Origin of the sequence: Synechococcus sp. CBW1107 (assembly GCF_015841355.1) — a bacterium.
GTDB lineage: Bacteria > Cyanobacteriota > Cyanobacteriia > PCC-6307 > Cyanobiaceae > Regnicoccus_A.
Genome location: NZ_CP064908.1, coordinates 2976370 through 3002176, shown reverse-complemented (window position 1 = coordinate 3002176; position 25807 = coordinate 2976370). Strand labels below are relative to the sequence as shown.

The 25807-nt window shown below is 61.1% G+C and carries 26 protein-coding genes and 1 pseudogene; 13 read left to right on the top strand and 14 right to left on the bottom strand.

The genetic code is table 11. The features are described 5' to 3' along the window. The first annotated feature begins 25 nt into the window (after positions 1-25). Entirely contained in the window at positions 26-1594 is a 1569-nt protein-coding gene (locus I1E95_RS15680) for a right-handed parallel beta-helix repeat-containing protein (RefSeq protein WP_197163848.1), read from the top strand. 447 nt (positions 1595-2041) lie between these two features. On the opposite strand, the gene I1E95_RS15675 is transcribed toward I1E95_RS15680, so the two are convergent. Beyond that, complete coding sequence (locus tag I1E95_RS15675) at positions 2042-2242, bottom strand: hypothetical protein (RefSeq protein ID WP_197163846.1); 201 nt, start codon at positions 2240-2242, stop codon at positions 2042-2044. A 239-nt stretch (positions 2243-2481) separates the two neighbouring features. Here I1E95_RS15675 and I1E95_RS15670 point away from each other — a divergent pair, with 239 nt between their 5' ends. After that, a complete protein-coding gene (locus tag I1E95_RS15670) occupies positions 2482-3057 on the top strand; it encodes a dienelactone hydrolase family protein (protein ID WP_197163844.1) in 576 nt (191 codons plus the stop codon). Positions 3058-3225: 168 nt separating this feature from the next. On the opposite strand, the gene I1E95_RS15665 is transcribed toward I1E95_RS15670, so the two are convergent. Further along, positions 3226-4482: an IS256 family transposase gene (locus I1E95_RS15665; RefSeq protein ID WP_197161565.1), complete on the bottom strand. Its 1257-nt coding sequence runs from the start codon at positions 4480-4482 to the stop codon at positions 3226-3228. A gap of 186 nt (positions 4483-4668) precedes the next feature. On the opposite strand from I1E95_RS15665, the gene I1E95_RS15660 reads away from it, so the two are divergent. The 4 genes from I1E95_RS15660 (at position 4669) to I1E95_RS15645 (ending at position 8608) form a co-directional block, all read left to right on the top strand. Then, a complete protein-coding gene (locus I1E95_RS15660) occupies positions 4669-4950 on the top strand; it encodes a dienelactone hydrolase family protein (RefSeq protein ID WP_231594696.1) in 282 nt (93 codons plus the stop codon). 712 nt (positions 4951-5662) lie between these two features. Next, positions 5663-6469 (top strand): hypothetical protein, encoded by an 807-nt coding sequence (locus I1E95_RS15655; RefSeq protein WP_197163840.1) that lies wholly within the window; start codon positions 5663-5665, stop codon positions 6467-6469. Positions 6470-6559: 90 nt separating this feature from the next. Then, complete coding sequence (locus I1E95_RS15650; protein WP_197161565.1) at positions 6560-7816, top strand: IS256 family transposase; 1257 nt, start codon at positions 6560-6562, stop codon at positions 7814-7816. Positions 7817-8053: 237 nt separating this feature from the next. Continuing rightward, a complete protein-coding gene (locus I1E95_RS15645; RefSeq protein ID WP_197163839.1) occupies positions 8054-8608 on the top strand; it encodes a hypothetical protein in 555 nt (184 codons plus the stop codon). 386 nt (positions 8609-8994) lie between these two features. Here I1E95_RS15645 and I1E95_RS15640 read toward each other — a convergent pair whose 3' ends face one another. From I1E95_RS15640 to I1E95_RS15630, 3 genes are all read right to left on the bottom strand, one after another. Then, positions 8995-9645: a hypothetical protein gene (locus tag I1E95_RS15640; protein WP_231594695.1), complete on the bottom strand. Its 651-nt coding sequence runs from the start codon at positions 9643-9645 to the stop codon at positions 8995-8997. A gap of 639 nt (positions 9646-10284) precedes the next feature. Next, a complete protein-coding gene (locus tag I1E95_RS15635) occupies positions 10285-11193 on the bottom strand; it encodes a mechanosensitive ion channel family protein (protein ID WP_197163837.1) in 909 nt (302 codons plus the stop codon). 3 nt (positions 11194-11196) lie between these two features. Further along, positions 11197-11514, bottom strand: coding sequence for a hypothetical protein (locus tag I1E95_RS15630; protein ID WP_197163835.1), 318 nt, complete (start codon positions 11512-11514; stop codon positions 11197-11199). A 237-nt stretch (positions 11515-11751) separates the two neighbouring features. Here I1E95_RS15630 and I1E95_RS15625 point away from each other — a divergent pair, with 237 nt between their 5' ends. Further along, positions 11752-11910, top strand: coding sequence for a hypothetical protein (locus I1E95_RS15625; RefSeq protein WP_197163833.1), 159 nt, complete (start codon positions 11752-11754; stop codon positions 11908-11910). 125 nt (positions 11911-12035) lie between these two features. Continuing rightward, on the top strand, positions 12036-12371 hold the full coding sequence (locus I1E95_RS15620; protein WP_197163831.1) for a transposase: 336 nt from the start codon (positions 12036-12038) through the stop codon (positions 12369-12371). A gap of 98 nt (positions 12372-12469) precedes the next feature. Here the strand turns inward: I1E95_RS15620 and istB are convergent, their stop codons facing one another. Both istB and istA read right to left on the bottom strand, forming a co-directional pair. Then, positions 12470-13336, bottom strand: coding sequence for an IS21-like element helper ATPase IstB (gene istB / locus I1E95_RS15615; protein ID WP_197163513.1), 867 nt, complete (start codon positions 13334-13336; stop codon positions 12470-12472). Next, the gene (istA, locus tag I1E95_RS15610; RefSeq protein WP_197163515.1) at positions 13333-14685 is read right to left on the bottom strand and encodes an IS21 family transposase; all 1353 of its coding nucleotides are present in this window, start codon (positions 14683-14685) and stop codon (positions 13333-13335) included. Before istA ends, istB begins: the two co-directional genes overlap by 4 nt. A 62-nt stretch (positions 14686-14747) precedes the next feature. Here istA and I1E95_RS15605 point away from each other — a divergent pair. Next, a pseudogene (locus I1E95_RS15605) lies at positions 14748-15731 on the top strand (IS256 family transposase); the annotation flags it as partial. A 151-nt stretch (positions 15732-15882) separates the two neighbouring features. Here the strand turns inward: I1E95_RS15605 and I1E95_RS15600 are convergent. The 4 genes from I1E95_RS15600 to I1E95_RS15585 all read right to left on the bottom strand — a co-directional run bounded on the left by I1E95_RS15600 (position 15883) and on the right by I1E95_RS15585 (position 19323). Next, complete coding sequence (locus I1E95_RS15600) at positions 15883-16374, bottom strand: hypothetical protein (RefSeq protein ID WP_197163829.1); 492 nt, start codon at positions 16372-16374, stop codon at positions 15883-15885. Continuing rightward, positions 16374-17525: a patatin family protein gene (locus I1E95_RS15595; protein WP_231594694.1), complete on the bottom strand. Its 1152-nt coding sequence runs from the start codon at positions 17523-17525 to the stop codon at positions 16374-16376. Before I1E95_RS15595 ends, I1E95_RS15600 begins: the two co-directional genes overlap by 1 nt. Positions 17526-18419: 894 nt before the next feature. Beyond that, positions 18420-19007, bottom strand: coding sequence for a hypothetical protein (locus I1E95_RS15590; protein ID WP_197163827.1), 588 nt, complete (start codon positions 19005-19007; stop codon positions 18420-18422). Between the two features lie 76 nt (positions 19008-19083). Then, positions 19084-19323: a DUF3136 domain-containing protein gene (locus I1E95_RS15585; protein WP_197163825.1), complete on the bottom strand. Its 240-nt coding sequence runs from the start codon at positions 19321-19323 to the stop codon at positions 19084-19086. A gap of 362 nt (positions 19324-19685) precedes the next feature. On the opposite strand from I1E95_RS15585, the gene I1E95_RS15580 reads away from it, so the two are divergent. Beyond that, positions 19686-20048 carry a 4a-hydroxytetrahydrobiopterin dehydratase gene (locus I1E95_RS15580; protein WP_197163823.1) on the top strand — a complete coding sequence of 121 codons (363 nt, stop codon included), beginning with the start codon at positions 19686-19688 and terminating at the stop codon, positions 20046-20048. On the opposite strand, the gene I1E95_RS15575 is transcribed toward I1E95_RS15580, so the two are convergent. From I1E95_RS15575 to I1E95_RS15570, 3 genes are all read right to left on the bottom strand, one after another. Beyond that, positions 20045-20926, bottom strand: coding sequence for a transglutaminase family protein (locus tag I1E95_RS15575; protein WP_197163821.1), 882 nt, complete (start codon positions 20924-20926; stop codon positions 20045-20047). The genes I1E95_RS15580 and I1E95_RS15575 overlap by 4 nt on opposite strands. Before the next feature lie 77 nt (positions 20927-21003). Then, entirely contained in the window at positions 21004-21147 is a 144-nt protein-coding gene (locus tag I1E95_RS17015; RefSeq protein ID WP_231594693.1) for a hypothetical protein, read from the bottom strand. Between the two features lie 229 nt (positions 21148-21376). After that, entirely contained in the window at positions 21377-22390 is a 1014-nt protein-coding gene (locus tag I1E95_RS15570; protein WP_197163819.1) for a sensor domain-containing diguanylate cyclase, read from the bottom strand. A gap of 131 nt (positions 22391-22521) precedes the next feature. Here I1E95_RS15570 and I1E95_RS15565 point away from each other — a divergent pair, with 131 nt between their 5' ends. The 3 genes from I1E95_RS15565 to I1E95_RS15555 are packed head-to-tail and all read left to right on the top strand — an operon-like array spanning position 22522 to position 25807. Then, positions 22522-23154 carry a succinate dehydrogenase cytochrome b subunit gene (locus I1E95_RS15565; protein ID WP_197163817.1) on the top strand — a complete coding sequence of 211 codons (633 nt, stop codon included), beginning with the start codon at positions 22522-22524 and terminating at the stop codon, positions 23152-23154. Continuing rightward, on the top strand, positions 23154-25064 hold the full coding sequence (locus tag I1E95_RS15560) for a fumarate reductase/succinate dehydrogenase flavoprotein subunit (protein WP_197163815.1): 1911 nt from the start codon (positions 23154-23156) through the stop codon (positions 25062-25064). The genes I1E95_RS15565 and I1E95_RS15560 overlap by 1 nt, the downstream gene beginning before the upstream one ends. After that, positions 25061-25807 carry a succinate dehydrogenase/fumarate reductase iron-sulfur subunit gene (locus I1E95_RS15555; RefSeq protein ID WP_197163813.1) on the top strand — a complete coding sequence of 249 codons (747 nt, stop codon included), beginning with the start codon at positions 25061-25063 and terminating at the stop codon, positions 25805-25807. The genes I1E95_RS15560 and I1E95_RS15555 overlap by 4 nt, the downstream gene beginning before the upstream one ends.

Genomic DNA, 25807 nt, shown 5'->3' with positions numbered 1-25807 from the left:
ATAGAGGGAGTGCAAGCACCGTAAAATGGAGTTCTTTGTTACCAATCTGGATGATTCAGGAGTCGGCAGTCTCAGGTGGGCAATTAGTAATGCTAATAGTACGGCTGGATTTGACTCAATCCGATTCGACTCCGCCTTGGCTGGAGGAACAATCAGTCTTTTAGATAGTCTCCCTGTGATTACTGATCGGGTATCGATCAGTGGATTGATTCAAGACACGAGCGAGCCCAGCATTGGCATTGATTTCAATGGGGAAAGTGGACTAACTTTCCGTGGCGGGAATGCTGCAGGGTCAAGTATTAGTGGATTTGCCATTATGGATGCTGGTGGCAACGGCCTTACACTTGATGCAAATAATATAACGATTCAGAGCAACTATATTGGTCTGATGCTGGATGGTGTCACCGACAGTGGCAATTCAGGTAATGGGATACTAATTACGGCCAACTCACAAGACAATATGATTGGTGCTTTCATGGATCCCATTACAGGGCTAAGTTATGATAGTTCTTTTTCTAATGTCATCAGTGGCAATGGTGGTTCTGGTATTTTTTTAGAAGGTGCTAGTACCAATACTATCTCAGGTAACAACATTTCTGTGACTGGAGATAGCAACCGCGGAATTCTTGTGACAGAGAGCCGAGCCAATACCTCCTCGATCAGCGATCTCAAGATAATCGATAATATGATTGAAGTCAACGGTGCGCAAACAGCTGGTGTTGAAGTGGTCGTTTCCAATGGTTATCTCGCCAAACTCGACATATCTGGGAATAAGGTCAGTACTGATGGAGCTTTCTTGTCACATGGGATTCGCATTTTGGCCTCGAAGACGGGTTCAATTGGTGCCACAATCATTAATGACAATGACATTATTACATCGGGTCCTCTCTCCGAAGGGATTTATCTAAGCAGCCTTGATGGAGCATCTATTGGCCAAGCAACCGTCAATAACAACATCGTCTTGACGACTGGTGACGTAGGCAGTGACTCTCGCAACCAATACAACTTGGAGTCAGATGGGATTTATGTTAACGCTCTCAGGAATGGTAGTTTTGGTAAACTCGAAATAAGCGGCAATGAGGTGACTACGTATGGCAATGATGCAGATGGAATTTACTTAATAGCTGGTGTTGATGCAGTGGTGAGCCAAGCGCTGGTATCGAATAATACGGTTTCAACACTTGCGAGTAATCCAGTTCAAAGCAATCAGGCTGCCGAAGGCATCAAAATTCTGTCTTACGCAGACTCTCTCATTAGGGTTGCACTCTATGATAATCTTATTCTTCAATCGGAAGGTACTGGTATTCAATTAAAAACTCAAAGCGGCATTCGACCCAACGATGGTGGCTCAATCTTCGCCGATGTACAGGGCAATACAGTAATAAATGCAAATTCATCTGGCCAGATTGACGCTTCACCCTATGGTGCTTCTAACCCAAATAATGTAGGCACAATCACGCTTGTGGGTGAACGCCCAAAAGATGTACTCTCGAGCAATAACCCTGCCGATCAAGCGGCTTACTCTGTAACTGGCGACATACTCTTCGCGCCGACTGCCAATGCCAGGACTGTAAAAGAAAAATCTATTAGCTAGGAAAAAAAATTATTTAGGTTCCTAATGAGGAAATCAGTATCTTCTTTACCTATTCTTGAGGCCTGAAAAAGCGTGGATATATTTTATGGTAATGTGTAAGTTAAAACTACGCTTGAATCAGAAGAAGTAGACCCAGCGTGGTGCTGATGGCGCAGGTTGCGACTCCTCGCCTTCGCTGGGTCTATCCCTTCCATCCACCCGGCAAGCCCTGTGGCTGCGTGCCCAGGACCTGCTTTTGATCCACAGACTCCAACACTGATCCTGCAGGTGGAGCGCTACAACTTCAGGCGCCATGGGGACATGGAGACCTCCACCCTCTCTCCTCAGGTGCAGGTACGCAGAATTTCCAGCGATGGCCTTGAGCCATCAGGTCCTGCGGTAGCTGCTCGGCTGCTGAGACCCGGTCTTCGAGGAAGGAAATCCATCAGTCGGAGGGACATCCTGAGTTCAGTCCAAGAACGGATCCAATGACTCCAGCAGCAGGACCAGAAGATCCTCCAAGCACAGGATGGTGGATGGGCGGATCCATCCGATCGTCGTGTGGGACTCGAAGAGTTCTGGATCACCCTGAGCCAGAAGCAGCCGCTTCTGCTGGTTACCACGAGAGCTTATGGAATCCATTTCCGGAATCAAGTCGACCATCGCCACCTATGCGGCCAGGAGCGTGGAGCGGCGCCATCCTTGGTACTTGCCGTCCGCGGTTTGTGCCGCCACCCGGCCCAGCTCTACGCAGCAAGTGGTGGAGGCAGCTTTGGCTCGATCGGGAATGACGGTGCCTGCCTTCAGAAGAGCACTGGCTGGCGAGGGGGAGAGTAGGGCCGTGCTGGCGAAACCCATTCGACAAAGGCAACAGAATGGCGGCCTGAGTGACATGGCATCCCCTCCACATGGCTTCGACCCCATCCGATTCAGCAGCCCCGCAGGGCATCCGCCGCCGGGAGCTGCTGCTGGGCACCCTCGCCGCTTGTTTTGCTGTGGCTGCCCGTCCGATCTCAGCGGCCACGATCACCACAGATTCAGGTGGACTGACCGCAGGCTTCGTAAGCATTCCAGTGGACGGAGGCACGATCCCTGCCTACCGCGCCAGACCTGCCACGGGCACGAACCTGGCCGTGGTGCTGGTGGTGCAGGAGATCTTCGGGGTGCATGCCTACATCCAGGATGTGTGCCGGCGATTGGCGCGCCTCGGCTATCTGGCCATCGCCCCGAGCCTGTTCGAGCGGCAGGGCGATGTCACCAAGCTGCCTGATATCGCTTCGATCCGGCCTGTGGTGGCCAAGGTGCCCGATGCCCAGGTGATGAACGATCTCGATGCCACCGTTGCCTGGGCTGGGCGAGAGGGGGGAGGAGACAGCAGGAGACTTGGGATCACCGGGTTCTGCTGGGGTGGACGGATCACCTGGCTCTATGCCGCCCACAACCCGAACCTGAAAGCCGGGGTAGCGCCCCTCCGAGTGGTGTAACTCAGGAGGTCCTGTGACCCTCTCCGGAGGGTGAACAGGAGCAGTCAGGGGATGACTGCTTGGAAGCTGATTGCGCAGCTCCATTGATCCATTATGAACCCTGATCGCTGAATTGGCAACTCAGCGATCGATGTGTTCTGTGTAGATCGAGGTAGAAGCTGGTGCGCTTCAGCTGATGGTTGCAGCCGGCTGGGCGTTCGGATCTGCATCGGTGAGCTCCAAGGGCTCTTCTGGCTCTGGGATCTTGGCCATGGTGGCCTCAGAGAAGAAGCGGCGACGCTCCAGCTGCCATTCCTCCTGCTGCTCCAGCAGCTGGCTGCCCACCAGGCGCACGATCGCTGGATCATTGGGGAAGATGCCGACCACGTTGGTGCGGCGTTTGATCTCCTTGTTGAGGCGCTCGAGCGGGTTGGTGCTCCAGACCTTGCGCCAGTGCTCCTGGGGGAAGTGCAGGAAGGCCAGCACGTCGTCCCGGGCGGCTTCCATCACGGGCACGGCGCCGGGGAACTGCTTGCGCAGCATCTCGGTGACCCGCTGCCAGTGGGCGCGCACCTGATCTGGAGCCTGGATCACGAACACCGCTTTCATGGCAGCGGCCACCATGTCCTGGCCGGCCTTGGGCACATGGCTCAGCAGGTTGCGCAGGAAGTGCACCCGGCACCTCTGCCAGCTACTGCCCTGGAACATCCGCTTGATCGCTGCCGTCAGGCCCAGGTGGGCATCCGAGATCACCAGGCGGGTGCCGTCGAGGCCACGCTCCTTGAGTGAGCCCAGGAACTGACGCCAGAAGCCCTCCGCCTCGCTGTCGCCCACGGCAATGCCGAGAACTTCGCGGTAGCCGAGGGCATTGATGCCGATCGCCACCACCACCGCCCGCGACACCACCTGCATATTTCGGCCCAGGCGGCCGTGGAGGTAGGTGGCGTCGAGGTAGACGTAGGGAAAGCGGGCATGGTCAAGCGGCCGGCCCAGAAAGGCTTTCACCTGCTCATCGAGCCCCTGGCAGATGCGGCTCACCTCCGATTTGGAGATGCCGCTGGCCCCGCCCAGCGCCTCCACCAGGGCGTCGACCTTGCGGGTGGAGATCCCGCCGGTGTAGGCCTCCATCACCACGGCGTAGAGCGCCTTGTCCACCCGGCGGCGTGGCTCCAGCCAGCTGGGAAAGAAGCTGCCCTGCCGCAACCTGGGAATGGCCAGGCTGAGGTCGCCCACCTGGGTGGTGAGCAGCCGCTCCCGGTAGCCGTTGCGATGGGTGGAGCGCTGATCGGGGCAGCGCTCATGGAGTTGAGCGCCCGTGAGGGCAGAAACCTCGGCTTCCAGCAGGTCCTGGAAACCCCGGCGCACGATCTCTGGGATCAGGGCGCCAGCGGTGGTGCCCTCCATGAGCTGGCTCAGCTCGGAGGCGCCACTATGGGTGAGGGTCATGGTCTGTGTTCGGTTTGGTGGTAGTTCTCCGAACAGGGTCACAGACCGGCCCACCCATTGCCACAGCTGAAATCTGAGGGAGGTGAGCCGTCAGCCCCGGCTACGCCGGGGCTGATCCTCCTGAGTTACACCACTTGCTGGGACGCCGCTAAAGCCGGAGTGGCCTGGTATGGGCGGTTAGCTGGAGTGAGCACCCCCCAGCAGCCCTCCTATCCCCTGGACCTGGTGGCGAGGATCAAGGCCCCTGTGCTGGGGTTGTACGGCGGCAAGGATGACAGCATCCCGCTGGAGACGGCGGAGCGGATGCAGGCAGCCCTCAAGGCGGCAGGAGGTCGCAGTGAGATCGTCATCTATCCGGAGGCTCCCCATGGTTTCCATGCCGACTACCGCCCCAGTTACCGGCCGGAAACTGCTGCGGACGGCTGGAGTCGACTTCAGGGCTGGTTCAAAGCCAACGGCGTGTCCTGAACACCACTGGTTTGTGGAGTCACCAGGTGGTCAGCAGAGGCACTCCGCAGAGGGGGTGGTGGTGGAGTCCATCAGGGTCGAGGTGGAGATCCCGACAGTCGTCAGGGCCATCGATCTGGCGTGAGGACGGCAGGGCCCTCCAGCGAGATGGTCTGGTGCCTCACCAATGAGTAAACTGGACAGGGGTTCTTGGTGGTGACAGCACAAGTGCTTCCCTTCTGCCCGGGATGGTGAGGACAGGCCGTCAACCATCCGATTGATGGTTGAGACTTCAGTCGGGGGGTTGATCGGTAGCAGCAGAGCCCCCTGGTGGCCCCTTGGTGGGCCATCCTCTCCTGGGTCTCAACCTTAAGGAGACTGTAGGCCAAGCTCCACCACGCACGACGTCTGGCTGGTCATCAGTGACAGCGAACGTGCACCCGGGGGCGTTTCCGACGCATGCTCCCATGCAGGCCAAGACGTCGTGTGCCAGGTCATCGGTCAGCTGTGGGGCTGATACGCGGGCCCCGATGCAGTCTCCAGATCGGGCACTGGTTTTGCCCCTCTGCCGGAGTGTCGCCTAGGGGACCGGCCATGGATCAAATGGCTGGCTGATCTCACCCTTGAGTTCTACGGCCACATAACATCCATGATTTCGCAATGTTGCATACGAAGCTGGATGTGGAATCGCACTTGACCCTCTAACATGATGGAAGACAGAGGTTTTCCAGACATGACTCTTTCGCCGACAGTGAAGCCGACGCCGAATCCTTATATCGTACTTGATCGAAAGCTTGCCTCTGTCCAGAATCGACTCTTTCAGGCTGCTCATTCTCAACCGCTGGAACTGAAGCATCTTGGTATCGCTTTGAACCATCAGGGGATCAAGGGAGACAGGCTCTATGCCCACCCCGACATGATGCCGCTGCCCCTGCGCCGCTGCAGCTATCTTCAATCGTTGAGCAGGCGACAATTGGCGATACTTTCAGCTTGCCTCTTCGCCAACTTTTACAAACTGGTCGCCAACAGCGAATGTCAGACACTCATTTCCAACATGACGGCGGCGCAGAAGTATTTCCTGCCCTTCTCCGATGACTACATGATTCTCCACCAGGAGACAAGTGAGGAGATGGATCATATCTGGACGTTCAGAACGATTCACAGCATGATCTGCCGTGAAACTGGAGCGAAGGACACTTTCGAGTGCCCGGGCTTCTTCAGGGGGGAAGCTGCCTTCTTTGATCTTGACGATTGGGAGGCAATCAATGACAGCGCTCGCCTTCCTGGCGACTATCAGCATGTGCTCTCACTTCTCCGGGAAAAAGATGGGCTGACACGGCTTCTGGCGGAGATGAAGGCCAAAGGACGCGCCTGGCGCTTTCGGGTGCTGAATTTTCTGATCGGAGAAGCATCCAGCTTCCTGTCAGCGCAGCAGGTTCAGGACCTTGGCCTTGGAGGGCTGTGGTTGTTGGTTCGATACAGCGGCGTCCCAGCAAGTGGTGTAACTCAGGAGGATCAGCCCCGGCGTAGCCGGGGCTGACGGCTCACCTCCCTCAGATTTCAGCTGTGGCAATGGGTGGGCCGGTCTGTGACCCTGTTCGGAGAACTACCACCAAACCGAACACAGACCATGACCCTCACCCATAGTGGCGCCTCCGAGCTGAGCCAGCTCATGGAGGGCACCACCGCTGGCGCCCTGATCCCAGAGATCGTGCGCCGGGGTTTCCAGGACCTGCTGGAAGCCGAGGTTTCTGCCCTCACGGGCGCTCAACTCCATGAGCGCTGCCCCGATCAGCGCTCCACCCATCGCAACGGCTACCGGGAGCGGCTGCTCACCACCCAGGTGGGCGACCTCAGCCTGGCCATTCCCAGGTTGCGGCAGGGCAGCTTCTTTCCCAGCTGGCTGGAGCCACGCCGCCGGGTGGACAAGGCGCTCTACGCCGTGGTGATGGAGGCCTACACCGGCGGGATCTCCACCCGCAAGGTCGACGCCCTGGTGGAGGCGCTGGGCGGGGCCAGCGGCATCTCCAAATCGGAGGTGAGCCGCATCTGCCAGGGGCTCGATGAGCAGGTGAAAGCCTTTCTGGGCCGGCCGCTTGACCATGCCCGCTTTCCCTACGTCTACCTCGACGCCACCTACCTCCACGGCCGCCTGGGCCGAAATATGCAGGTGGTGTCGCGGGCGGTGGTGGTGGCGATCGGCATCAATGCCCTCGGCTACCGCGAAGTTCTCGGCATTGCCGTGGGCGACAGCGAGGCGGAGGGCTTCTGGCGTCAGTTCCTGGGCTCACTCAAGGAGCGTGGCCTCGACGGCACCCGCCTGGTGATCTCGGATGCCCACCTGGGCCTGACGGCAGCGATCAAGCGGATGTTCCAGGGCAGTAGCTGGCAGAGGTGCCGGGTGCACTTCCTGCGCAACCTGCTGAGCCATGTGCCCAAGGCCGGCCAGGACATGGTGGCCGCTGCCATGAAAGCGGTGTTCGTGATCCAGGCTCCAGATCAGGTGCGCGCCCACTGGCAGCGGGTCACCGAGATGCTGCGCAAGCAGTTCCCCGGCGCCGTGCCCGTGATGGAAGCCGCCCGGGACGACGTGCTGGCCTTCCTGCACTTCCCCCAGGAGCACTGGCGCAAGGTCTGGAGCACCAACCCGCTCGAGCGCCTCAACAAGGAGATCAAACGCCGCACCAACGTGGTCGGCATCTTCCCCAATGATCCAGCGATCGTGCGCCTGGTGGGCAGCCAGCTGCTGGAGCAGCAGGAGGAATGGCAGCTGGAGCGTCGCCGCTTCTTCTCTGAGGCCACCATGGCCAAGATCCCAGAGCCAGAAGAGCCCTTGGAGCTCACCGATGCAGATCCGAACGCCCAGCCGGCTGCAACCATCAGCTGAAGCGCACCAGCTTCTACCTCGATCTACACAGAACACATCGATCGCTGAGTTGCCAATTCAGCGATCAGGGTTCATAATGGATCAATGGAGCTGCGCAATCAGCTTCCAAGCAGTCATCCCCTGACTGCTCCTGTTCACCCTCCGGAGAGGGTCACAGGACCTCCTGAGTTACACCACTCGGAGGGGCGCTACCTTCGATACATTTCCAATGTTGATCTGAAGCAGGTCGAGTCCTACTTGCTGGAATCACCCGAGGACGTTGATTATGAACCTCTGGCCTATCAGATCAATCAGGGGCACCTGCATGATGAAGCCAGGCACTACACCACCTCATTCGATATCGGCCTGGCGATGTATCGAAGCGCTGAGCCTTCCGCACAGGCATTCATCCGGGAGCTGATCAGGCTCACCATGGAGGACTACATCGCAGGTACGTTTCTGCATTTTCCTGAGATGCTGGAGCTGTCCAACCGCGGCAGGGTGTGTCTGACCATCAGCCTTGGACAGAATTCCCTGGCGATGGCTCTGAATCATCCTGAGTTCTCAGACCGACAGGTGGACATCGACCAGCTCTACCGCGAGTGGGCTGCCATGGAATGGGGGAAGGTTCTGCCGCCTGTGGGCCCTGGTCTTCTGGCACAGAAGCGTTGGCGCTACATTGCTCTGCAGTTTGAACGCTTACGTTCAGAAATGCAGTTCGAGTTTGACAGTGAGCATCTCGGCAACCTGCTCCAGCGCTACGAAGGCATCCTTGCACTTGAGAGCCTGAACGAACCCTTTGTGCTTTCATGATCGTCATCTTGAATTGGATGGCCTTACTCGACTTGAGTTCAGTCCTCAACGATTTGATGAGTTGTGGTCAGGTAACGGGCTAGGACAGCATCCATTCGGCCAGGGTCATCTTGTGAGTAATCCATTCTGCAGTCGCATGAGCTCAGCTTGACGTCGTGCAGGTCAGCCTGTTCAGGAATGAATTCGTGACGAATGAGTCCATTGTCTTTGTGCTCAGATTATCGTATTGGCAGAAGAGAAATGAATCATGATGATCCATTCACGCCGACTGCATTCGGCACGACCAAGAAATTGTTTTCCTGAAGTCCGCCAGTCATGAAGAGCGATAGAGCAACGTCGGCTCCCATGGAGGCTGGGGCACTGATCTGATGGGTGTCAGGTCAACATCACTCGCCATGCCAGAGAAAAGTATTAAAGCGTCGTCCTCCCAGAGACTTCTGAAAACCCAGTGTATTGATTGTTGAAAGACTGACAACGGCTCCCAGCTGATCTGCCAGCTTGAGGCACCTTTGGAACGTTTGTGGTGTATAACATTGAACATCAAGCTGATTACAGCCATTCGCGGGAACACGGCCGACCTGAAATGGTTGAATGCTGCAGAATATAGGCTTATTGTACAGTCGTCTTAACATGTAAAAGTCAGTCAAGCTGTAATTTGCAAAGAAATGATCATCCACCTGGATGCCATCTCCGTGACGGGCTGCATGAACCAGATCCCGTATGCTCATTGAGCGATACTGTGGAGACTGCACCCAGACCACTGGGAACAGCCCTTGCCTGCGCGCTTCATAGGCAACCTCCTGTTGCATTTCATCAGACACCTTTCTATAATCTAAGAATACAATCTTGTAGTTCTCATAACGGATCTGAGCCATGAGGTCTGTCAGCGCCTGAGTAGAGCTGTAGTACCAGATCTGCGGCTGTGACAGCCAGGTGCCATTCGGGGCCGCATCAGCAACGCCTGCTGCCAGAGGCAGCACTGCTGTCAGGAGAAGACTTCCTATGCGCATCAGCTTTAAGGGAATCGTCAAGGCCATGATATTTAAAGTAACAAGTCGTATGAATTGTCGAGGCTTGGCGAAGCCACTGGATCCTTATGATAAAACTCAGCGCGTCTCCACCTGTACAGCTGCATGCGCCCATCGTGGTGCGGGTGTCAGCCAATGGCTGATTTCAGCTTCAAGTGAAGTCTGGTCGATGGGTGCACACTTCAACATGCCTCAACCAGCGAGGATGCCAGCTGATCGCGTCTAATGATTGACTGACGCAACGCTATAGACAGCACACAGCTGGCTGACCCACGATAAATACTGCTGACGTCCTGATCCGCATCCACAGGAGGATGATGGATCGGTCGTGAATCTGCAGCATTCCTGAGACGATTGAGCCTGAGGCAGGGACTCCACTGAACTCCAGTTCCCTCGGGGGATGGCAACGACATGTCTGGAGAGACGGTCAGCGATGGGCTGATCGTGCAGTCAGTGAAGGGTATTCAGGACATCCTGCCGCCTCGATCTTCTCTGGACTTACGACATGAACTCAGAACTGGCTGCTACAGATTGAATGGAAGCCTTCCAAGGAGCAGACTGGTCCGTCCAGACATCAAGCGCACCCGAAGCCGCGTTGCAAGACGTGCCTGTTCAATCGTCAGACAACCTCAGGCTGAGCCACGGCCATCATGTCAGCCTCTCCAACGGTTCTGAAGCCCGAAGCAGGACTTGCTGGGGATTTGGATAGGCAAGGTCGTGATGGGCGAAAGCGCGTTTTGCACGCCTCAACAGATCGGTCCGGTAGATGAACTCATCACGAGCATCAATGGGATACGACCTCAACTTGAACTGTGTACCCCAGGGGTGTTCTGTAATCACTACAACAACAGGAGAACGTAACTGGGTGTACTGACTGCTGTAGGCCGCCTGATAGAGAATGTCGACAACCAGGTCCATATCAACCGAGTGGTCGAAATAGACATCGGTGGATACCTGCGCTTCAAGATGTCCACTGTTGGCATTGGAGATTGGATCAGTCCAAAGAAGGTTGTGCGGAATCGTGATCGTATTATCATCAGGAGTCAGAAGCTGAAGGCTCCGCAATCCGTAACCAACAACTTCGCCATAGTGCTCGCCAATCCTGACTCGGTCGCCGACTCGGTAGGACGCTTCGAAAAGGGAAACAACTCCAGCTATCACCGAACTCACGTAATCCTTGAAGGCGAAGCCCAGTGCCACAGCCAGAGTCCCTGTCAGGGCAAGAAGATTGTTCTGGTTGAGATTCAGAAATTGATCGAGAAGGTGGGACACCGTCACGATCAGGATCAGCCCCTTCAGGAACGGCAAAGATTGCTTGATCAGGAGCCGATAGCGGCGTGCCACCTTTTCGGACAACCAACCGGTCAGTTTCTCAATCAGGACAATCCCGCCGTACGCCAGCAGGACTGTGGCGATGGCACCAACGGTCTTGTTCAGCGTGACATCAGCAAGAATCCTCTGCGCGCTGGATTCACTCCGACTCCGGGCTGGCAGAAGTGCTTCGCTCACCAGCAGCAACGGATGGCAGTGGATGAGGAAATGTTGGATCGGAGTCATCACTCAGAGCTCTCCTGTGAAGAGATTGCTGTTGGCCATCTCCTTCACGAGACTGGGGTAATGCCAAGGTCTCACCGACAGTTCTTCAGCTGATTCACGGATCAGTTCCTCCCCGAGGAGCCATTGGATGCGGGGCTGAAGCCGGTGGCAGGGCAAACTCAATCCGAAGGCCAGATGCTCCCTCCTGATCCTTCCGTGAATCAAGAGACTGTGCAGGATGTAGCGGTCCTCATCCATCAGGCTGGGGAAATCGGGTAAGGCATACCTGGTCGGATGCAGCTGCTTGCCTTCGCCATCAGGGTGCACCCGCAGACTTTCCACCCAGATCTCGGAGGCGATCCGATGACTGCCGGACGAGAGCTCCGCCAGCTGGCTCCAAAGGTCCACCTCATCGCCTTCCGCCTCGGAGGCCCAGGTTGCTGCAGGGACTGGAGCGGACTCATTGGGCTTGATGATCTCCAAAGTCGTGGCCACAGGAGCAAGCCAGTCCCTGAGCTCGGCCCCACTGAGGGGTGGCAAGGTTCTGACGGTCGGGACATAGGAGCTGATCTGGCTGACATGGTCAAGGAATTGCCAGGCCCAGCTGTTGCAACCCATCAGCCAGAAGCAGTCCCGACGTTCCAGGATCAGTTGACGCAGGAGGGTGAAACCGCTCCAGCCATCGATGCAACGCAGAAAACACTGATCGAGATAGCGGCGTCCCAGCAAGTGGTGTAACTCAGGAGGATCAGCCCCGGCGTAGCCGGGGCTGACGGCTCACCTCCCTCAGATTTCAGCTGTGGCAATGGGTGGGCCGGTCTGTGACCCTGTTCGGAGAACTACCACCAAACCGAACACAGACCATGACCCTCACCCATAGTGGCGCCTCCGAGCTGAGCCAGCTCATGGAGGGCACCACCGCTGGCGCCCTGATCCCAGAGATCGTGCGCCGGGGTTTCCAGGACCTGCTGGAAGCCGAGGTTTCTGCCCTCACGGGCGCTCAACTCCATGAGCGCTGCCCCGATCAGCGCTCCACCCATCGCAACGGCTACCGGGAGCGGCTGCTCACCACCCAGGTGGGCGACCTCAGCCTGGCCATTCCCAGGTTGCGGCAGGGCAGCTTCTTTCCCAGCTGTCAAGCGACATCCGCTTTTGGTCCTCCGGCGACACGAAAACTGGTCCACCTGATGGCTTGCTGATGGGGGCCTTACGGCTGCCCTTGGATCGGTGTTTCATCGGTGGGTGTCGTGTCGTTGTTGTTGGCTGCGGCATCTGTGCCGCTTGATCCGGGTTCCCCTTAGGCCTTCTCACCGGGCGGTGGTGGCCGTAGGCCAGCGCTGTCCGGTGAGGAGGAACCGCCCGCCTGCGGGCGGATCAGGCCGCTGCGCCGCTTCTCCCTGAGCCGGTAGCTGTCGCCCCGGATCGTCAGCACGTGGCTGTGGTGCAGCAGCCGGTCGAGGATCGCTGTGGCGACCACCTGATCGCCAAACACCTCGCCCCATTCCATGACGGGGCGGTTGGAGGTGATCAGCACGCTGCCGCGCTGGTAGCAGCGGGAGATCAGCTGGAAGAACAGGTACGCAGCGTTCGGCTCCAGCGGCAGGTAGCCCAGCTCATCGATGATCAGCAGCCGGGTTTTGGCGTACTGCGTCAGCCGGCCCTCCAGGGCGTGCTGCGCCTGGGCCTTGGCCAGGGCGCTGATCAGCTCCATGGCACCGACGTACTGGACGCTGTGACCGAGACGCACCGCCTCCCGGCCCAGCGCCACCGCCAGGTGGGTCTTGCCCACACCCGGCGGCCCGAGCAGCAGCAGGGTGTCGCCGTTGGCCACCCAGCGGCAGGTGGCCAACTCACGGATCTGGGCCGGGTCGATCGACGGCTGGGCCTCGAAATCGAACGCTTCCAGCGTGCGCACATAGGGGAAGCGCGCCAGCCGCAGCGCCATCTCCATCCGCAGCTGGTCTTTGCGTGCCACCTCGGCCGCGCACAGCCAGGCCAGGGCCTCGCGCAGGTTCATCTCCCGCCTTGCCGCTTCCTCCAGCAGCGCATCGAGGCGGTCGCGGATTGCTGGGAGCCGTAGGCGGGTGAGCATTGCCTCCAGCTCCTCGGTCGGTACCGGTGGTATCGCCGCTGTGGATCGGTTGCGTGGGTTGGTGGGACTCATGCCGCCACCTCCCCGATCAGCTCGGCATAAACCGCCAGAGGCCGGGCCAGTTCAGAGCTGCGGACCGGGCGCTGCTCCTGATCACGTCTTGCGTTGCCATCCCGCAGCGATCGCTCCGCCTCGCGCTGCTGCCGTTGCGGCAGCAGGCCCTCCCAATGGCCGTCGATCACCTGGCGGCTGCGGCTACCGGGCCGCTGGCGCCTGTGCTCAGCGACGATCCGGCCGCCGTGGCGGATCAGTACCTGTTGATCGCGCACCAGCACGCTCACCCGCTGACGGATCAGCGCCTGCGGCGCCGAGTACCAGTTCGCCTCCACCTCCACGCAGCAGTCGCTGTGCACGATCCGCACCAGCTCCCGCTCCGCCAGGAACGACGGCTTGGCCTCCAGCGGCTGCAACGCCTGGGCTTCTGCCCGCACAAACCGGTCCAGCGGCGCCTCGCCGGTGGTGCCGTGCACCCGCAGGTCGGCCACCTCGCGGGTCCAGCGCACCAGATGGGCCTCAAACTCCGCCCAGCTGCTGAACTCCCGCCCAGCGATGGCGTTCCTCTTGACGTACGCCACCCCACGCTCGTCCTTGCCTTTGGTTCTGGCCCGGTACGGCCGACAGGCACGGGGCTTGAACCCCCAGTAACGGGCGAACTCCTCCAGCCGCTCGGCAAAAACCAGGATGTTGCGCTCGGGATCGTGCTGGCTCACCAGCGCACGGGCGTTATCCACCAGCACCTCCTGCGGTACCCCGCCCCAGTGGCGGAAACCCTCCTCCAGGGCCTGGAGCCAGTGGTCCTGCTTCTCGCTGCGGAATGCCCGCACCAGCAGCCGGCGCGAGTACCCCAGGGTGAGCACCGCCAGGTGCACCCGCACCCGCTCGCCGCCAATGCTCACCAGGCACTGGCCAAAGTCTGCCTGCAGTTGCCGGCCCGGCGGGGTCTCAAACCGCACCGTCGCCAGGGCCGCGTTGCGCAGCTCCCGCCGCCACGGCTCCACGGCACGCTCCACTGTCCGCAGGCTCACCTCGATTCCCTTCTCACTGGCCAGCTCCTGCCGCACCACATCGGCATTGCCGCGGTGGGCCATAAACCGCTGCCGCAGCCACTCCCGTTGGCCATCGAGAACCGTGTTGCGGCAGGGCTTCCCGTAGGGCTGCCAGCCACCCTGCCGCAGGTACTTGCGCACCGTCTCCGGTGAACAGCCCAGTTCTTTAGCAATCCGCCTCCGGCCCCAACCTGCTGCCGATAGCCGTCGCATCGCCTCCACGTCCTGAGGGGTCTGCACAGCTGTCTCCAGAACCATCGGCTCCAGAGATGGCGCCCCTGCGCTGCCCTTGTCGTCCTGCCTGGCTCGCTCCACGGGGTGGACCAGTTTTCGTGTCGCCTCCGGACCAGTTTTCGCTGTCGCCTGACACCAGCTGGCTGGAGCCACGCCGCCGGGTGGACAAGGCGCTCTACGCCGTGGTGATGGAGGCCTACACCGGCGGGATCTCCACCCGCAAGGTCGACGCCCTGGTGGAGGCGCTGGGCGGGGCCAGCGGCATCTCCAAATCGGAGGTGAGCCGCATCTGCCAGGGGCTCGATGAGCAGGTGAAAGCCTTTCTGGGCCGGCCGCTTGACCATGCCCGCTTTCCCTACGTCTACCTCGACGCCACCTACCTCCACGGCCGCCTGGGCCGAAATATGCAGGTGGTGTCGCGGGCGGTGGTGGTGGCGATCGGCATCAATGCCCTCGGCTACCGCGAAGTTCTCGGCATTGCCGTGGGCGACAGCGAGGCGGAGGGCTTCTGGCGTCAGTTCCTGGGCTCACTCAAGGAGCGTGGCCTCGACGGCACCCGCCTGGTGATCTCGGATGCCCACCTGGGCCTGACGGCAGCGATCAAGCGGATGTTCCAGGGCAGTAGCTGGCAGAGGTGCCGGGTGCACTTCCTGCGCAACCTGCTGAGCCATGTGCCCAAGGCCGGCCAGGACATGGTGGCCGCTGCCATGAAAGCGGTGTTCGTGATCCAGGCTCCAGATCAGGTGCGCGCCCACTGGCAGCGGGTCACCGAGATGCTGCGCAAGCAGTTCCCCGGCGCCGTGCCCGTGATGGAAGCCGCCCGGGACGACGTGCTGGCCTTCCTGCACTTCCCCCAGGAGCACTGGCGCAAGGTCTGGAGCACCAACCCGCTCGAGCGCCTCAACAAGGAGATCAAACGCCGCACCAACGTGGTCGGCATCTTCCCCAATGATCCAGCGATCGTGCGCCTGGTGGGCAGCCAGCTGCTGGAGCAGCAGGAGGAATGGCAGCTGGAGCGTCGCCGCTTCTTCTCTGAGGCCACCATGGCCAAGATCCCAGAGCCAGAAGAGCCCTTGGAGCTCACCGATGCAGATCCGAACGCCCAGCCGGCTGCAACCATCAGCTGAAGCGCACCAGCTTCTACCTCGATCTACACAGAACACATCGATCGCTGAGTTGCCAATTCAGCGATCAGGGTTCATAATGGATCAATGGAGCTGCGCAATCAGCTTCCAAGCAGTCATCCCCTGACTGCTCCTGTTCACCCTCCGGAGAGGGTCACAGGACCTCCTGAGTTACACCACTCGGAGGGGCGCTACCATCGAGATTTGGCAGGCTCACCAGGATTGTCCCGGAATCGGACGCTGGCAAGGAGTTCTCCAGTGCGTCGGTGAGCCTCAGGGAGACGGCCGCAGGATCCACAGGTCGATGGTGGCAGGGCAGCAAGGCATGCCAGGGAATGGAAGGCTCGATCCATGCGGCCGTCACAGCTTCGAGCACGGGTGCCACCGACTCCACCGGTCGACCGAGCACGACCATCACATTGGCCGCCTCAGGATTGTTGCGCCAGCCGGTGATGGCTTCCGTCAGCTCCTTGTGCACGTAGCTCTGCACGGATGGTGGGGCATCCAGCGCAGCGATCCGCTGCAGCAGCGAGAAGCGTTGAGTCCTTGGCAGGGGCTGGAGCGGCTCTTCGACCAGCTGTGACGTCTTGCGCTGGAACCAGGAATCCAGGTCGGAACGCAGTGCGCTGAGCCATGGCCGAGCCATCAGAGCAGCTCCTTCAGGGATGGCATCTGCTGCTTCATCGTGGTGTAGCCCGCGTGAATGATTCTGTCGGCCTTATGAAAGTCAAAAATGGCGAACTCAGCCAGCTGGGGCTCGATCAGCAGATCAGGAGCATGGGTTTGCAGGCGGCTGCGCGTGACCTGCTGTTCCATGACATTCAGCGAGGTACCAATCACTTCAAAGATGTTTGGACAAGCATCATCGCTGGAGAGCCACAGGTCCACTTTGTCGTGCATGCTATCCCGAAAGCTCTCATACCGATCATTGAGACTCTTTAAAAATGTCTCTTTGCGGCGCTTCGAAACTTCACCGGGAGTTCTTCTCGGCTGGTTGTTCTCGCCCTGACCGTGATCATCCGATCTTCCTGCGTCTTTGATGAGCTCATCACCGGACAAGTGTTCGAGCCCATCAGTGATATCGTTGCGATTGAGATTCACCGCGATCACGAGTTCAGCACCCATTGCCCTGGCCACGTTGACCGGAACCGGATTGACGATACCGCCGTCGCCGAGATACAGGTCACCATGACAGAAGGGCGTGAAGATTCCCGGCACCGAGATGCTGGCTCGCACCGCGTCCACCATGGAACCTGACTTCAGAAGAACTTCCTTTCCTCTGATGAGATCGGTCGCCACACAGCAGAACGGAATCTCGGATTCCTCGATCAACAGTCCTTGCATGTGATCCGACAACAGGTCGTAGACCTTGTTGCCATCAAGAAGGCCACTGCTGGGGAAGACCATGTCAAAGTAGGTCAGCATGTCCTTCCAGCTCAGGTCTCTGACGAAGTCTTCCAGATCATCAAGTTCCCCGGCGCAGAAGATGGCTCCCACCAAAGCTCCGATGCTCGCTCCCGAAATGTAGTCGATTTTGATCTTCTCTTCCTGCAGAGCACGCAGAATGCCGATATGGGCCCAACCCCTGGCTCCGCCGCTTCCCATGGCCAGTCCCAGGCTCTTCAAGCTGACATCACGTTCATGGGGGAGCAGAAGTCTCGATTGGATACGAGGTAATCGTCTCAACGATACCGGAATTCCTGGACGACGTTGGTGCAGATGCTCACCCAGCCGAGATCGCGTCCAGTATCGGGGGCCTGTTGGATCTTCAGCTTTTGAATCAACGATCAACGCCATGTGTTTCCCCTCTCAGGATTGGCATGTCGAGCCTGAGAGGGGAAGGAAGCCTCGACGACCTGGGACCAGTGAAGAAGCAGCACCGCAGGGTGTGATTGATCGCCGATGCCATTGTCGTGACTCTGCAGTCAAACGACTCTCTCTACAAGGACAGTCACCCAGAGCATGATCTGAATCAGCTGTCCTGGTTCAAGGAGAAAGCGCAGAATGGAACACTGTTCTGTTGCAGGCCGTTCGATCCTCATGGCGCTCCTGGGCTATGGATCATTCAGGCAGACAATCATGAAACTGCCAGGTTGATGGTTACCGGCAGCCCCAGGGCCAGAGATGGAAGGCTGTCTGACAATCCCCTGATCGTTGCGTAGGAGTTTCGTCGTAGTCCCAGTCGTCTTCAGTGATGCGTAGCGTTCAGCGATCTTTACCGAACAGCCTCTTCCATGCCGTGGCTGCTGCCGTCATCATTCCAGACCTCGTCCTGGCAGCACTCTTTCTTGTCGTCGGTGAGGTTGCACGAGCTGAGGACCTACCTCGACCTGTTCGCTCTTCTGGAGGTCTCCGGCTGATTCTCGACAGGTTTGTCGGTCGTGATCTCCATGCGGTACCAGCTCTTTGGATGTGCCTGGTTGCCACTGGTTGTGTTCCGAGCCTGCAACGAGTTGGATCTCTTGGCCGAAGCCTTCTCTCTGTACTGCTGTTGCACGATCGGTGCTTGGTCATGTGTTCGCATTGGCGAGACTGACCAGCCGACATGGAGTGGTTTCGTTCGTCTGGCCTGTGCTTGGCGTGTTCGTTCGTTTCAGCAGGTTGTCCAGCCAGTGATTGCATGGGCCGCTGGGCTGACTGAAACCGGCCGCCCAGAGGCCTGGACAGGCTGCTCTGAGCCCTCGAGAGGGCTCATGGTGCAGGCTTGCCAGCAGGCTTGGCTGTGGTGGGGCTGGCTTTCGGTTTTCTGGTGGCCCCAGGCTGGGCCGGGGCTTCCGTGGTGGTGTTCGGAACAGGCCGGGCATTGGCGCAGAGATTGGCCACCATCTGGTCTTCGCCGCCTGTGGTTGCCGATTCCTCCACGCTCAGCGGCAGCCGCCATGACTCCCACTCGGCATCGGCAACCTGGCGGCTGATGCGCAGGCTCGGGCAGAAGACCGCCACGTTGCCTGTGACCGGCGGGTCACCGCAGCGGTAGGAGGTGGTGCGTACCCCCTTCCCACTCAGGCGCCAGGAGGTCCAGTCGTACTGGCAGGAGCCGAAGCTGCGCCAGCGGGGGGCCTTCAGCTTGCGGATCTTCTCCAGCAACTCCTTCTCCTTGGCTGTCGGAGCATCAGAGGCTTCAGGAACGACGGTTTTGGCCGGCGTTTCCGGAGTTGCGGTATCCGCAGCATCGCCCTGTCGGGGCGCCGCCTCCTGGGCCTGGGCACGGCCCAGGTCCGCGAACGGCAGCAGCGCCACCAGCACGGCACTGATCAGGCAGGGAGCTCCCATGGTCATGCGTTCAGGCCTGAGGTTCATGCTCATCAGCCTCCAACAGCCTGGTCAGGCTGACAAGCCTGGCGATGAGAGCAGTCTATTTCGCCTCCTTCTTCTGCAGATGCTCACGTCGCAGCAGAGTGAAGAGATAATCAGGTGCCTTGTACATGCTCGGCAGGCAATTGTGCAGTGTCTCCAGTCGACTCCAGCACACGGTTCGTTGAATTTCCTGCGAGGTTCTCTCCTCCATGATCAACATTTTCATGGCTTTGCAATAGAGGTGATAGTTCGCCTCAAGCTCGCCGACCGTCAGGGAGGCTGCTTCAGTCATGGCCATTCAGAACCGGTTGTTTCAGTGGAATTGGATCGTTCGGATCCTGGTCTGGACGCTGGGTTGATCAGAACATCCGTGACACGAGACCGATTCGGCATTCAGCGGCTCACGGATACAGACCACCCTAAGCCTCCGTTGGGGGCTGTGTGATCGCTGCCCTCGACCCATCCAGCCGCTGGAGTCAAGAAGGAGCTTCTCACCAGTCTCTGGTAGGACTGTCACAACCATTGGATGTTCAAGTTGCCGATAGTTGAAAGATATCGTCACCAGTGTTAGCCGAAATCAGCTCGATTGCTGAGGGGAAATACCTAGTTCGGCGCGTTTCCGCCTTCTTCGCCAGACTTGGAGCTCTGATCCGCACTGCCATGGAACTGAGCGACGAGCGCTGCGTGCCCTGCCGCGATGGGGCCCCCACCCTCACAACCAGGGAGCTGGAGGAGCTTCTGCCCAGCCTGGACGGCTGGCAGGTGGTCGACCACCACCATCTCCACAAAGGCTGGTCGTTTGCCGATTTCCAATCGGCGCTCGACTGGATCAACCGGGCCGGAGCGGTCTGCGAGGCGGCCGGTCACCATGCCGATTTCTCCCTGGGCTGGGGCCGTGCCGAGGCTGACATCTACACCCACAAGGTGAATGGCCTGACCCGGGCGGATGTGGTGCTGGCCGCCAAGCTCGATGCCATCGACACCACGCCGGCCTCCACCGCTGGGGACCATGCCGCTGGCTAGCCGCGTCCTTCTTCCGGGTCCGAGACCTTGAGGACGATGGTGTAGCTCAGCTCGGAGCCCACGTCGGTGCCCCGGTACGTGCCCGTGGTGGGTGCTGCCATCAGGTGGTCGGGCGATGCCGCCAGGGCGACATGGCCGTCGGCCACCGCCAGCCCCAGGCTTGGGTCGTAGCCACGCCAGCCACCGCCCGGGAGATAAACCTCGGCCCAGGCATGCAGTTCGTGCTCGCTCACCTCAGGCGGGTGATGCATGGAGTAGCCACTCACAAACCGTGCTGCCAGCCCCTGGCTGCGGCAGGCCGTCACGTAGAGCATCGCCGTGTCACGGCAGGCGCCGCAGCGGCTGGAGAGGGTGTCCTCCGGGCTGAGTGGCTCGCCGTCCAGCCGGCCGATGTGGTGGAAGCCATGATGAATGTCATCGGCCAGTCGCGTCAGAAAGTCAGGGGTGGAATGCTGCACCTGGGCGGCTATCGCCGCCGCCCAGGTGCCCACGGGGCTGGAACCGGGATCGCCGCTTGCCGGCTCGGAGCGGCTGGGAGCCAGGGAGACCGCTTCGGCGGCGGGGTAAGCCGCCGGCAGCCGCTGCGCCTGGGGGTGGGTGAGGATCCAGTCGAAGGGATTGCAGCGCAGGGTCTCCACCACGGAGTGCACCTGAAGGTGCAGGTGCTCACGCTTGTCGCTGAACCAGAGCACTCTGGCGTCGGTGCCATCGGGTTCGATGATCAGGCTGTGACCCGCCGGAGCCTCCGACACGGTCAGGTCATGGGAGATCAGCCGCTGGGTCACATCCTGGCGGGGACTGAGCCGCACGGTCATCGGCTCGAGGAACACCGGCCGCTCATAGCGGAACCGGATGGAGTGGTGGATCTCAAACAGCATGCCTGTGGTTGCGCGGGCTTAGGTTTCCGCGCTTCCAGGGATGATGCCAGCCCTGGGCCGGATCCTGCCGTGTGGGATCAGCGGCGGCCGAGCAGGTCCTCCCAGCTCGGGGGGGCCTGGTGCTGGGAGCCTGGGGTCTTGTGGCCGCCTCGCTGGCCTGCGGCACTCCTGGTGGGCCGGTCAGTGGACGGGAGACCCGCCGGGGAAAAGGTGATGGTCATGGGAAAACAGGTGTGATCTGGATATGGTTTCTGCACCGGGCTGCACCCGCAGATCCTGGGGGACCGTTGTGGCGGATGGCGCTGGGAACCTGATGGCCGCCCCGGGAAGCGAAGGGGCTGACACGGTGCTGGATCAGGCTCTGTGCGAGCTGCGCGGCCCGCCGGCTTCAGCCTGACCCAATCAATCTAGCTCCACAAGGCGGTCAGTCGCTGGCGCCGTCGCATGCCGTCATGGTCTGAGCATGGAGGCAACCTGGTTGCGGCCATTGGTCTTGGCCAGCTCCAGGGCCCTTTCAGCCCGTTGCATCAGGTCGCCGAAGCAGGTGTCGTCGTGGGAGAGCGCCGACACTCCGCCGCTGATGCTCAGGTGATAGCCGGAGTCGGAGAACACGCCAGTCATGCGGCTGGTGGCGTTGCGGATCTGCTCGGCCATCTGCAGGGCCTCCTCGCCTCCCTGGCCGATCAGCAGGATCACGAACTCCTCATCACCGAGGCGGGCGATGAAATCCTGTTCACGCAGAAACCCCTTGCAGAGACGACTGAAATCGAGCAGCACCTGGTCGCCGGCGGGATGTCCCCAGCGGTTGTTGATCTGACGGAAGTTATCGATGTCGAGACAGATCAGGGCCATGGGTTCATCGGCCTTGCGGGCCTGATCCATCTCCCGTTGCCCAACACTGAACAGTGCGCCGCGGTTGGAGAGCCCCGTCACGGGACAGAGGCTCGAGTCGTGGCGCCATTCGATTTCGCGCATCACCAGGTCGGCCAGCATGCGCAACTGCTGCTTCTGCTCCGGGCTGAACTCCCTGGGTTTCTGATCGATCACGCACAGCGTGCCCAGGTTGTGACCGTCCTTGGTGCGCAGGGGAGCCCCGGCGTAAAAGCGGATTCCTGGTGGGGAGAGCACAAGGGGGTTGCTGCTGAAGCGTCCGTCCTGCAAGGCATCGGGCACCACCATCACCTCGTCACTGGCGATGGTGTGGGCGCAGAAGGCCACCTCCCGCGGGGTCTCGGTCACCTCCAGACCCTTCCTCGAGAGGAACCACTGCCGGTCGTGATCCACCAGGGAGATCAGGGCGATGGGCATGTCGAAGATGGCGCTCGCCAGTTTGGCGATCCGATCGAAATGGTGATCACCGGCATGATCGAGCAGTTGATGACGTTGCAGTTCCCTCAGGCGCAGGGCCTCATCGGCGGGGACCGGGTAGGAGCGGGCCGACGGATCGCCTGAGGTCTCGTTCATGTCGTCCGTGTCAGCCCGCAACCCTGATGGCAATGTAGGCAGAACCGATTCACCGGGTCCTTGCGGGCCCCCCGGGCTGCATCCCTAGGATCCGGTCCTGACATGGTGCGGGCTGGAGCTCAGGCACGGGCATGGCCCAGGCAATCCCGATCTCGGCAGCAGGTCTGATGCTGTTCGTTCTGGCCCATGGACTGGGAGCCAGCCTGGCGCTGGTCGATCCGGCCGCCTTCGAGCGCTACGCCACGGCCCTGCATCACGCTTGGTGGTTGCCGCCCCTGGAGCTCAGCCTGGCGCTGGTCGCCCTCATCCACCTGAGCCTCACGCTCCAGCGCGTGATCATCAACCGGCGGGCCCGGGGTGCGGTTCCCTATGACCAGTGGCGCAGCCGGCGTTCTCAGCCCCTGGCAGCTCTGGCTGGCCGCTGGTCCCCATTCAGCGGAGCCGTGCTGTTGCTGTTCCTGGCTGTCCATCTTGCCCAGCTGCGCTGGCCAAGGCCTGGGGATGGGCTCGAGCGGCAGGCCCTGACTCTGGCGCTCGCCTCCCCCTGGGCCCTGGTGCTCTACGTCCTGGCGGGGGTGGCCCTGGGTCTGCATCTGCTCCATGGTGCCGAGAGCCTGGCCCGCAGTCTCGGCTGGCTGGATGAGAGCAACGCCATGGGGCTGCGCCTGGCCGGCCGTGCCTTGGCTGCCGTGATCGGCGGAGGCTTTGCCCTGCTGCCGCTGGCGCTGCGGGCCACAGGACCCCTGGCCGGGGCTGGGTTCTGATGCGGCTTGAACCCCGGCTGCCGACGGGCCCGGTGGCTGACGCCTGGGGCCGGCGCCGTCAGGAGTTGGCCCAGATCGCGCCCGCCAACCGCCGCCGGTACCGGGTGCTGGTGGTGGGCAGTGGCCTGGCGGGCGCGGCCGCCGCCGCCAGCCTTGCCGAGCAGGGCTATCGGGTGAGGGTGCTCACCTACCACGACAGTCCCAGACGGGCTCATTCCGTGGCCGCCCAGGGGGGTATCAATGCTGCCCGGAACTATCAGAACGACGGCGACAGTGTCGATCGATTGTTCCGGGATACGGTGCGCGGCGGTGATTTCCGCGCCCGTGAGCTGGGCTGCCACCGGCTGGCGGAGATCAGCGGCTCGATCATCGATCAGTGCGTGGCCCTGGGGGTCCCCTTCGCCCGTGAGTATGGCGGCACCCTCTCCAACCGCAGCTTCGGCGGCTCCCAGGTGAGCCGCACCTTCTACGCCCGTGGTCAGACGGGCCAGCAGCTCCTCTACGGCGTGGTCCAGGCCCTGTTGCGGCAGGTGGAGGCCGGGCGGGTGGAGCTCTGCCCCCAGCGGGATGTGCTCGATCTGATCAGCCTCGATGGTGTGGCCCGTGGAGCCATCTGCCGCCACCGGCTCAGCGGCGCCCTCGAGACCCACACGGCCGATGCCGTGCTGCTGGCCAGCGGTGGGTACAGCAACGTGTTCCACCGCTCCACCAACGCGGTGCGCTCCAACGCCAGTGCCCTCTGGCGCTGCCACCGCCGCGGTGCCCTGATGGCGAACCCCTGCTTCACCCAGATTCACCCCACCTGCATCCCCAGCGGCGATCCCGACCAGAGCAAGCTCACCTTGATGAGCGAGAGCCTGCGCAACGACGGGCGGGTCTGGCTGCCGCGGCGGGCCGGGGACCACCGCACCCCCGATCAGGTGCCGGAGGTGGAGCGGGATTATTTCCTCGAGCGGCTCTATCCCAGCTACGGCAACCTGGTGCCCCGCGATGTGGCCTCCAGACGCGCCCGTGAGCTCTGTGGGGCCGGCCATGGGGTCGGGCCTGCCGGCCGCTCGATCTATCTGGATTTCGAGGAGGCGATCGAACGGGAGGGCCGCGGGGTGATCCAAGCCCGCTACGGCAACCTCTTCTCGATGTACGAGCGCATCACCGGAGTCGACCCCTACCGGGAACCGATGCGCATCTACCCCGCTCCCCACTACACGATGGGTGGGCTTTGGGTCGACTACCACCTGATGAGCACGATCCCGGGGCTGTTCGTGCTCGGCGAGGCGAACTTCTCCGAGCACGGTGCCAACCGGCTCGGGGCCAGTGCCCTGATGCAGGGCCTGGCCGATGGGCTGTTCATCGCCCCGGCCACCGTGCCGGCCTGGCTGGCTGAGCATCCACACCCCGCGCTGCCCCACCATCACCCCGCCTGCCGCGACGCCGTGGAGGGCGTGCGCCAGCGCATCGCCGGCCTGCGGGCCATCGGAGGTAGCAGGCTGGCGGTGGACCTGCGGCGCCTGCTGGGGGGCCTGCTGATCGAGAGCTGCGGTATCAGCCGCTCGGCGGCTGGCCTGCGATCTGGCCTGGAGGGAGTGGCGGCCCTGCGCGCAAGCTTCGATCAGGACCTGCGGCTCCCCGATCCCGAAACACCACTGGATCCCGAGCTGGAAAGGGCCCTCCAGCTGGAGGATTACCTCGAGCTGGCCGAGCTGATGCTGCGCGATGCCCTGGCGCGGGAGGAGTCGTGTGGCGCCCATTTCCGCGAGGAGCACCAGAGCGAGAGCGGCGAAGCCCTGCGCCGTGACGCCGGGTTCAGCCACATCGCCGCCTGGGAATGGCGGTCTGATGGCGCACCCATCCGCCACCAGGAACCCCTTCACTTCCGTGCGATCAGCCCCACGGCCAGGAGTTACCGATGAGCAGCTCCTCAAGCCTCAGCCTCACCCTGCGGATCTGGCGTCAGCGCCAGGATGAGCCCAGGGGTCGCTTTCTCGACCACCACCTCACAGGCCTGAGTCCCGATCTTTCCCTGCTGGAGGCCCTTGATCGGCTCAACCAGCAGCTGCTGCTGGAGGGTGAGCGGCCGGTGAGCTTCGATCACGACTGCCGAGAGGGCATCTGCGGCTCCTGTGGATTTCTGATCAACGGGCAGGCCCATGGCCTCCGCAGTGGCACCACCGTCTGCCAGCTCTACCTGCGCGAGTTCAGCGATGGCCAGACCCTCACCCTCGAGCCCTGGCGGGCCCGTGCCTTCCCCCCGATCCAGGATCTGGTCGTGGACCGTTCCGCCCTCGATCGGCTGCTGATGGCCGGAGGCTATGTGTCGGTGAACATCGGCAGCGCCCCGGAGGCCAATGTCCTGCCGGTGGGGCGGGACCTGGCGGAACAGGCGTTCGAGGCCGCCAGCTGCATCGGTTGCGGAGCCTGCGTGGCGGCCTGCCCGAATGCCTCCGCCAGCCTGTTCGTGGCGGCCAAGCTCGCCCACCTCGAGCTTCTGCCCCAGGGCCAGCCGGAAGCCTCCCGGCGCTCCAGGCGGATGCGCGAGCAGATGGATGCGGAAGGCTTCGGAGTCTGCGGCAACCAGCTGGAGTGCTCGGCGGTCTGCCCGAAGGAGATTCCCTCCAGACTGATCAGCCGCATGAACCATCAGGCCATGGCTTGA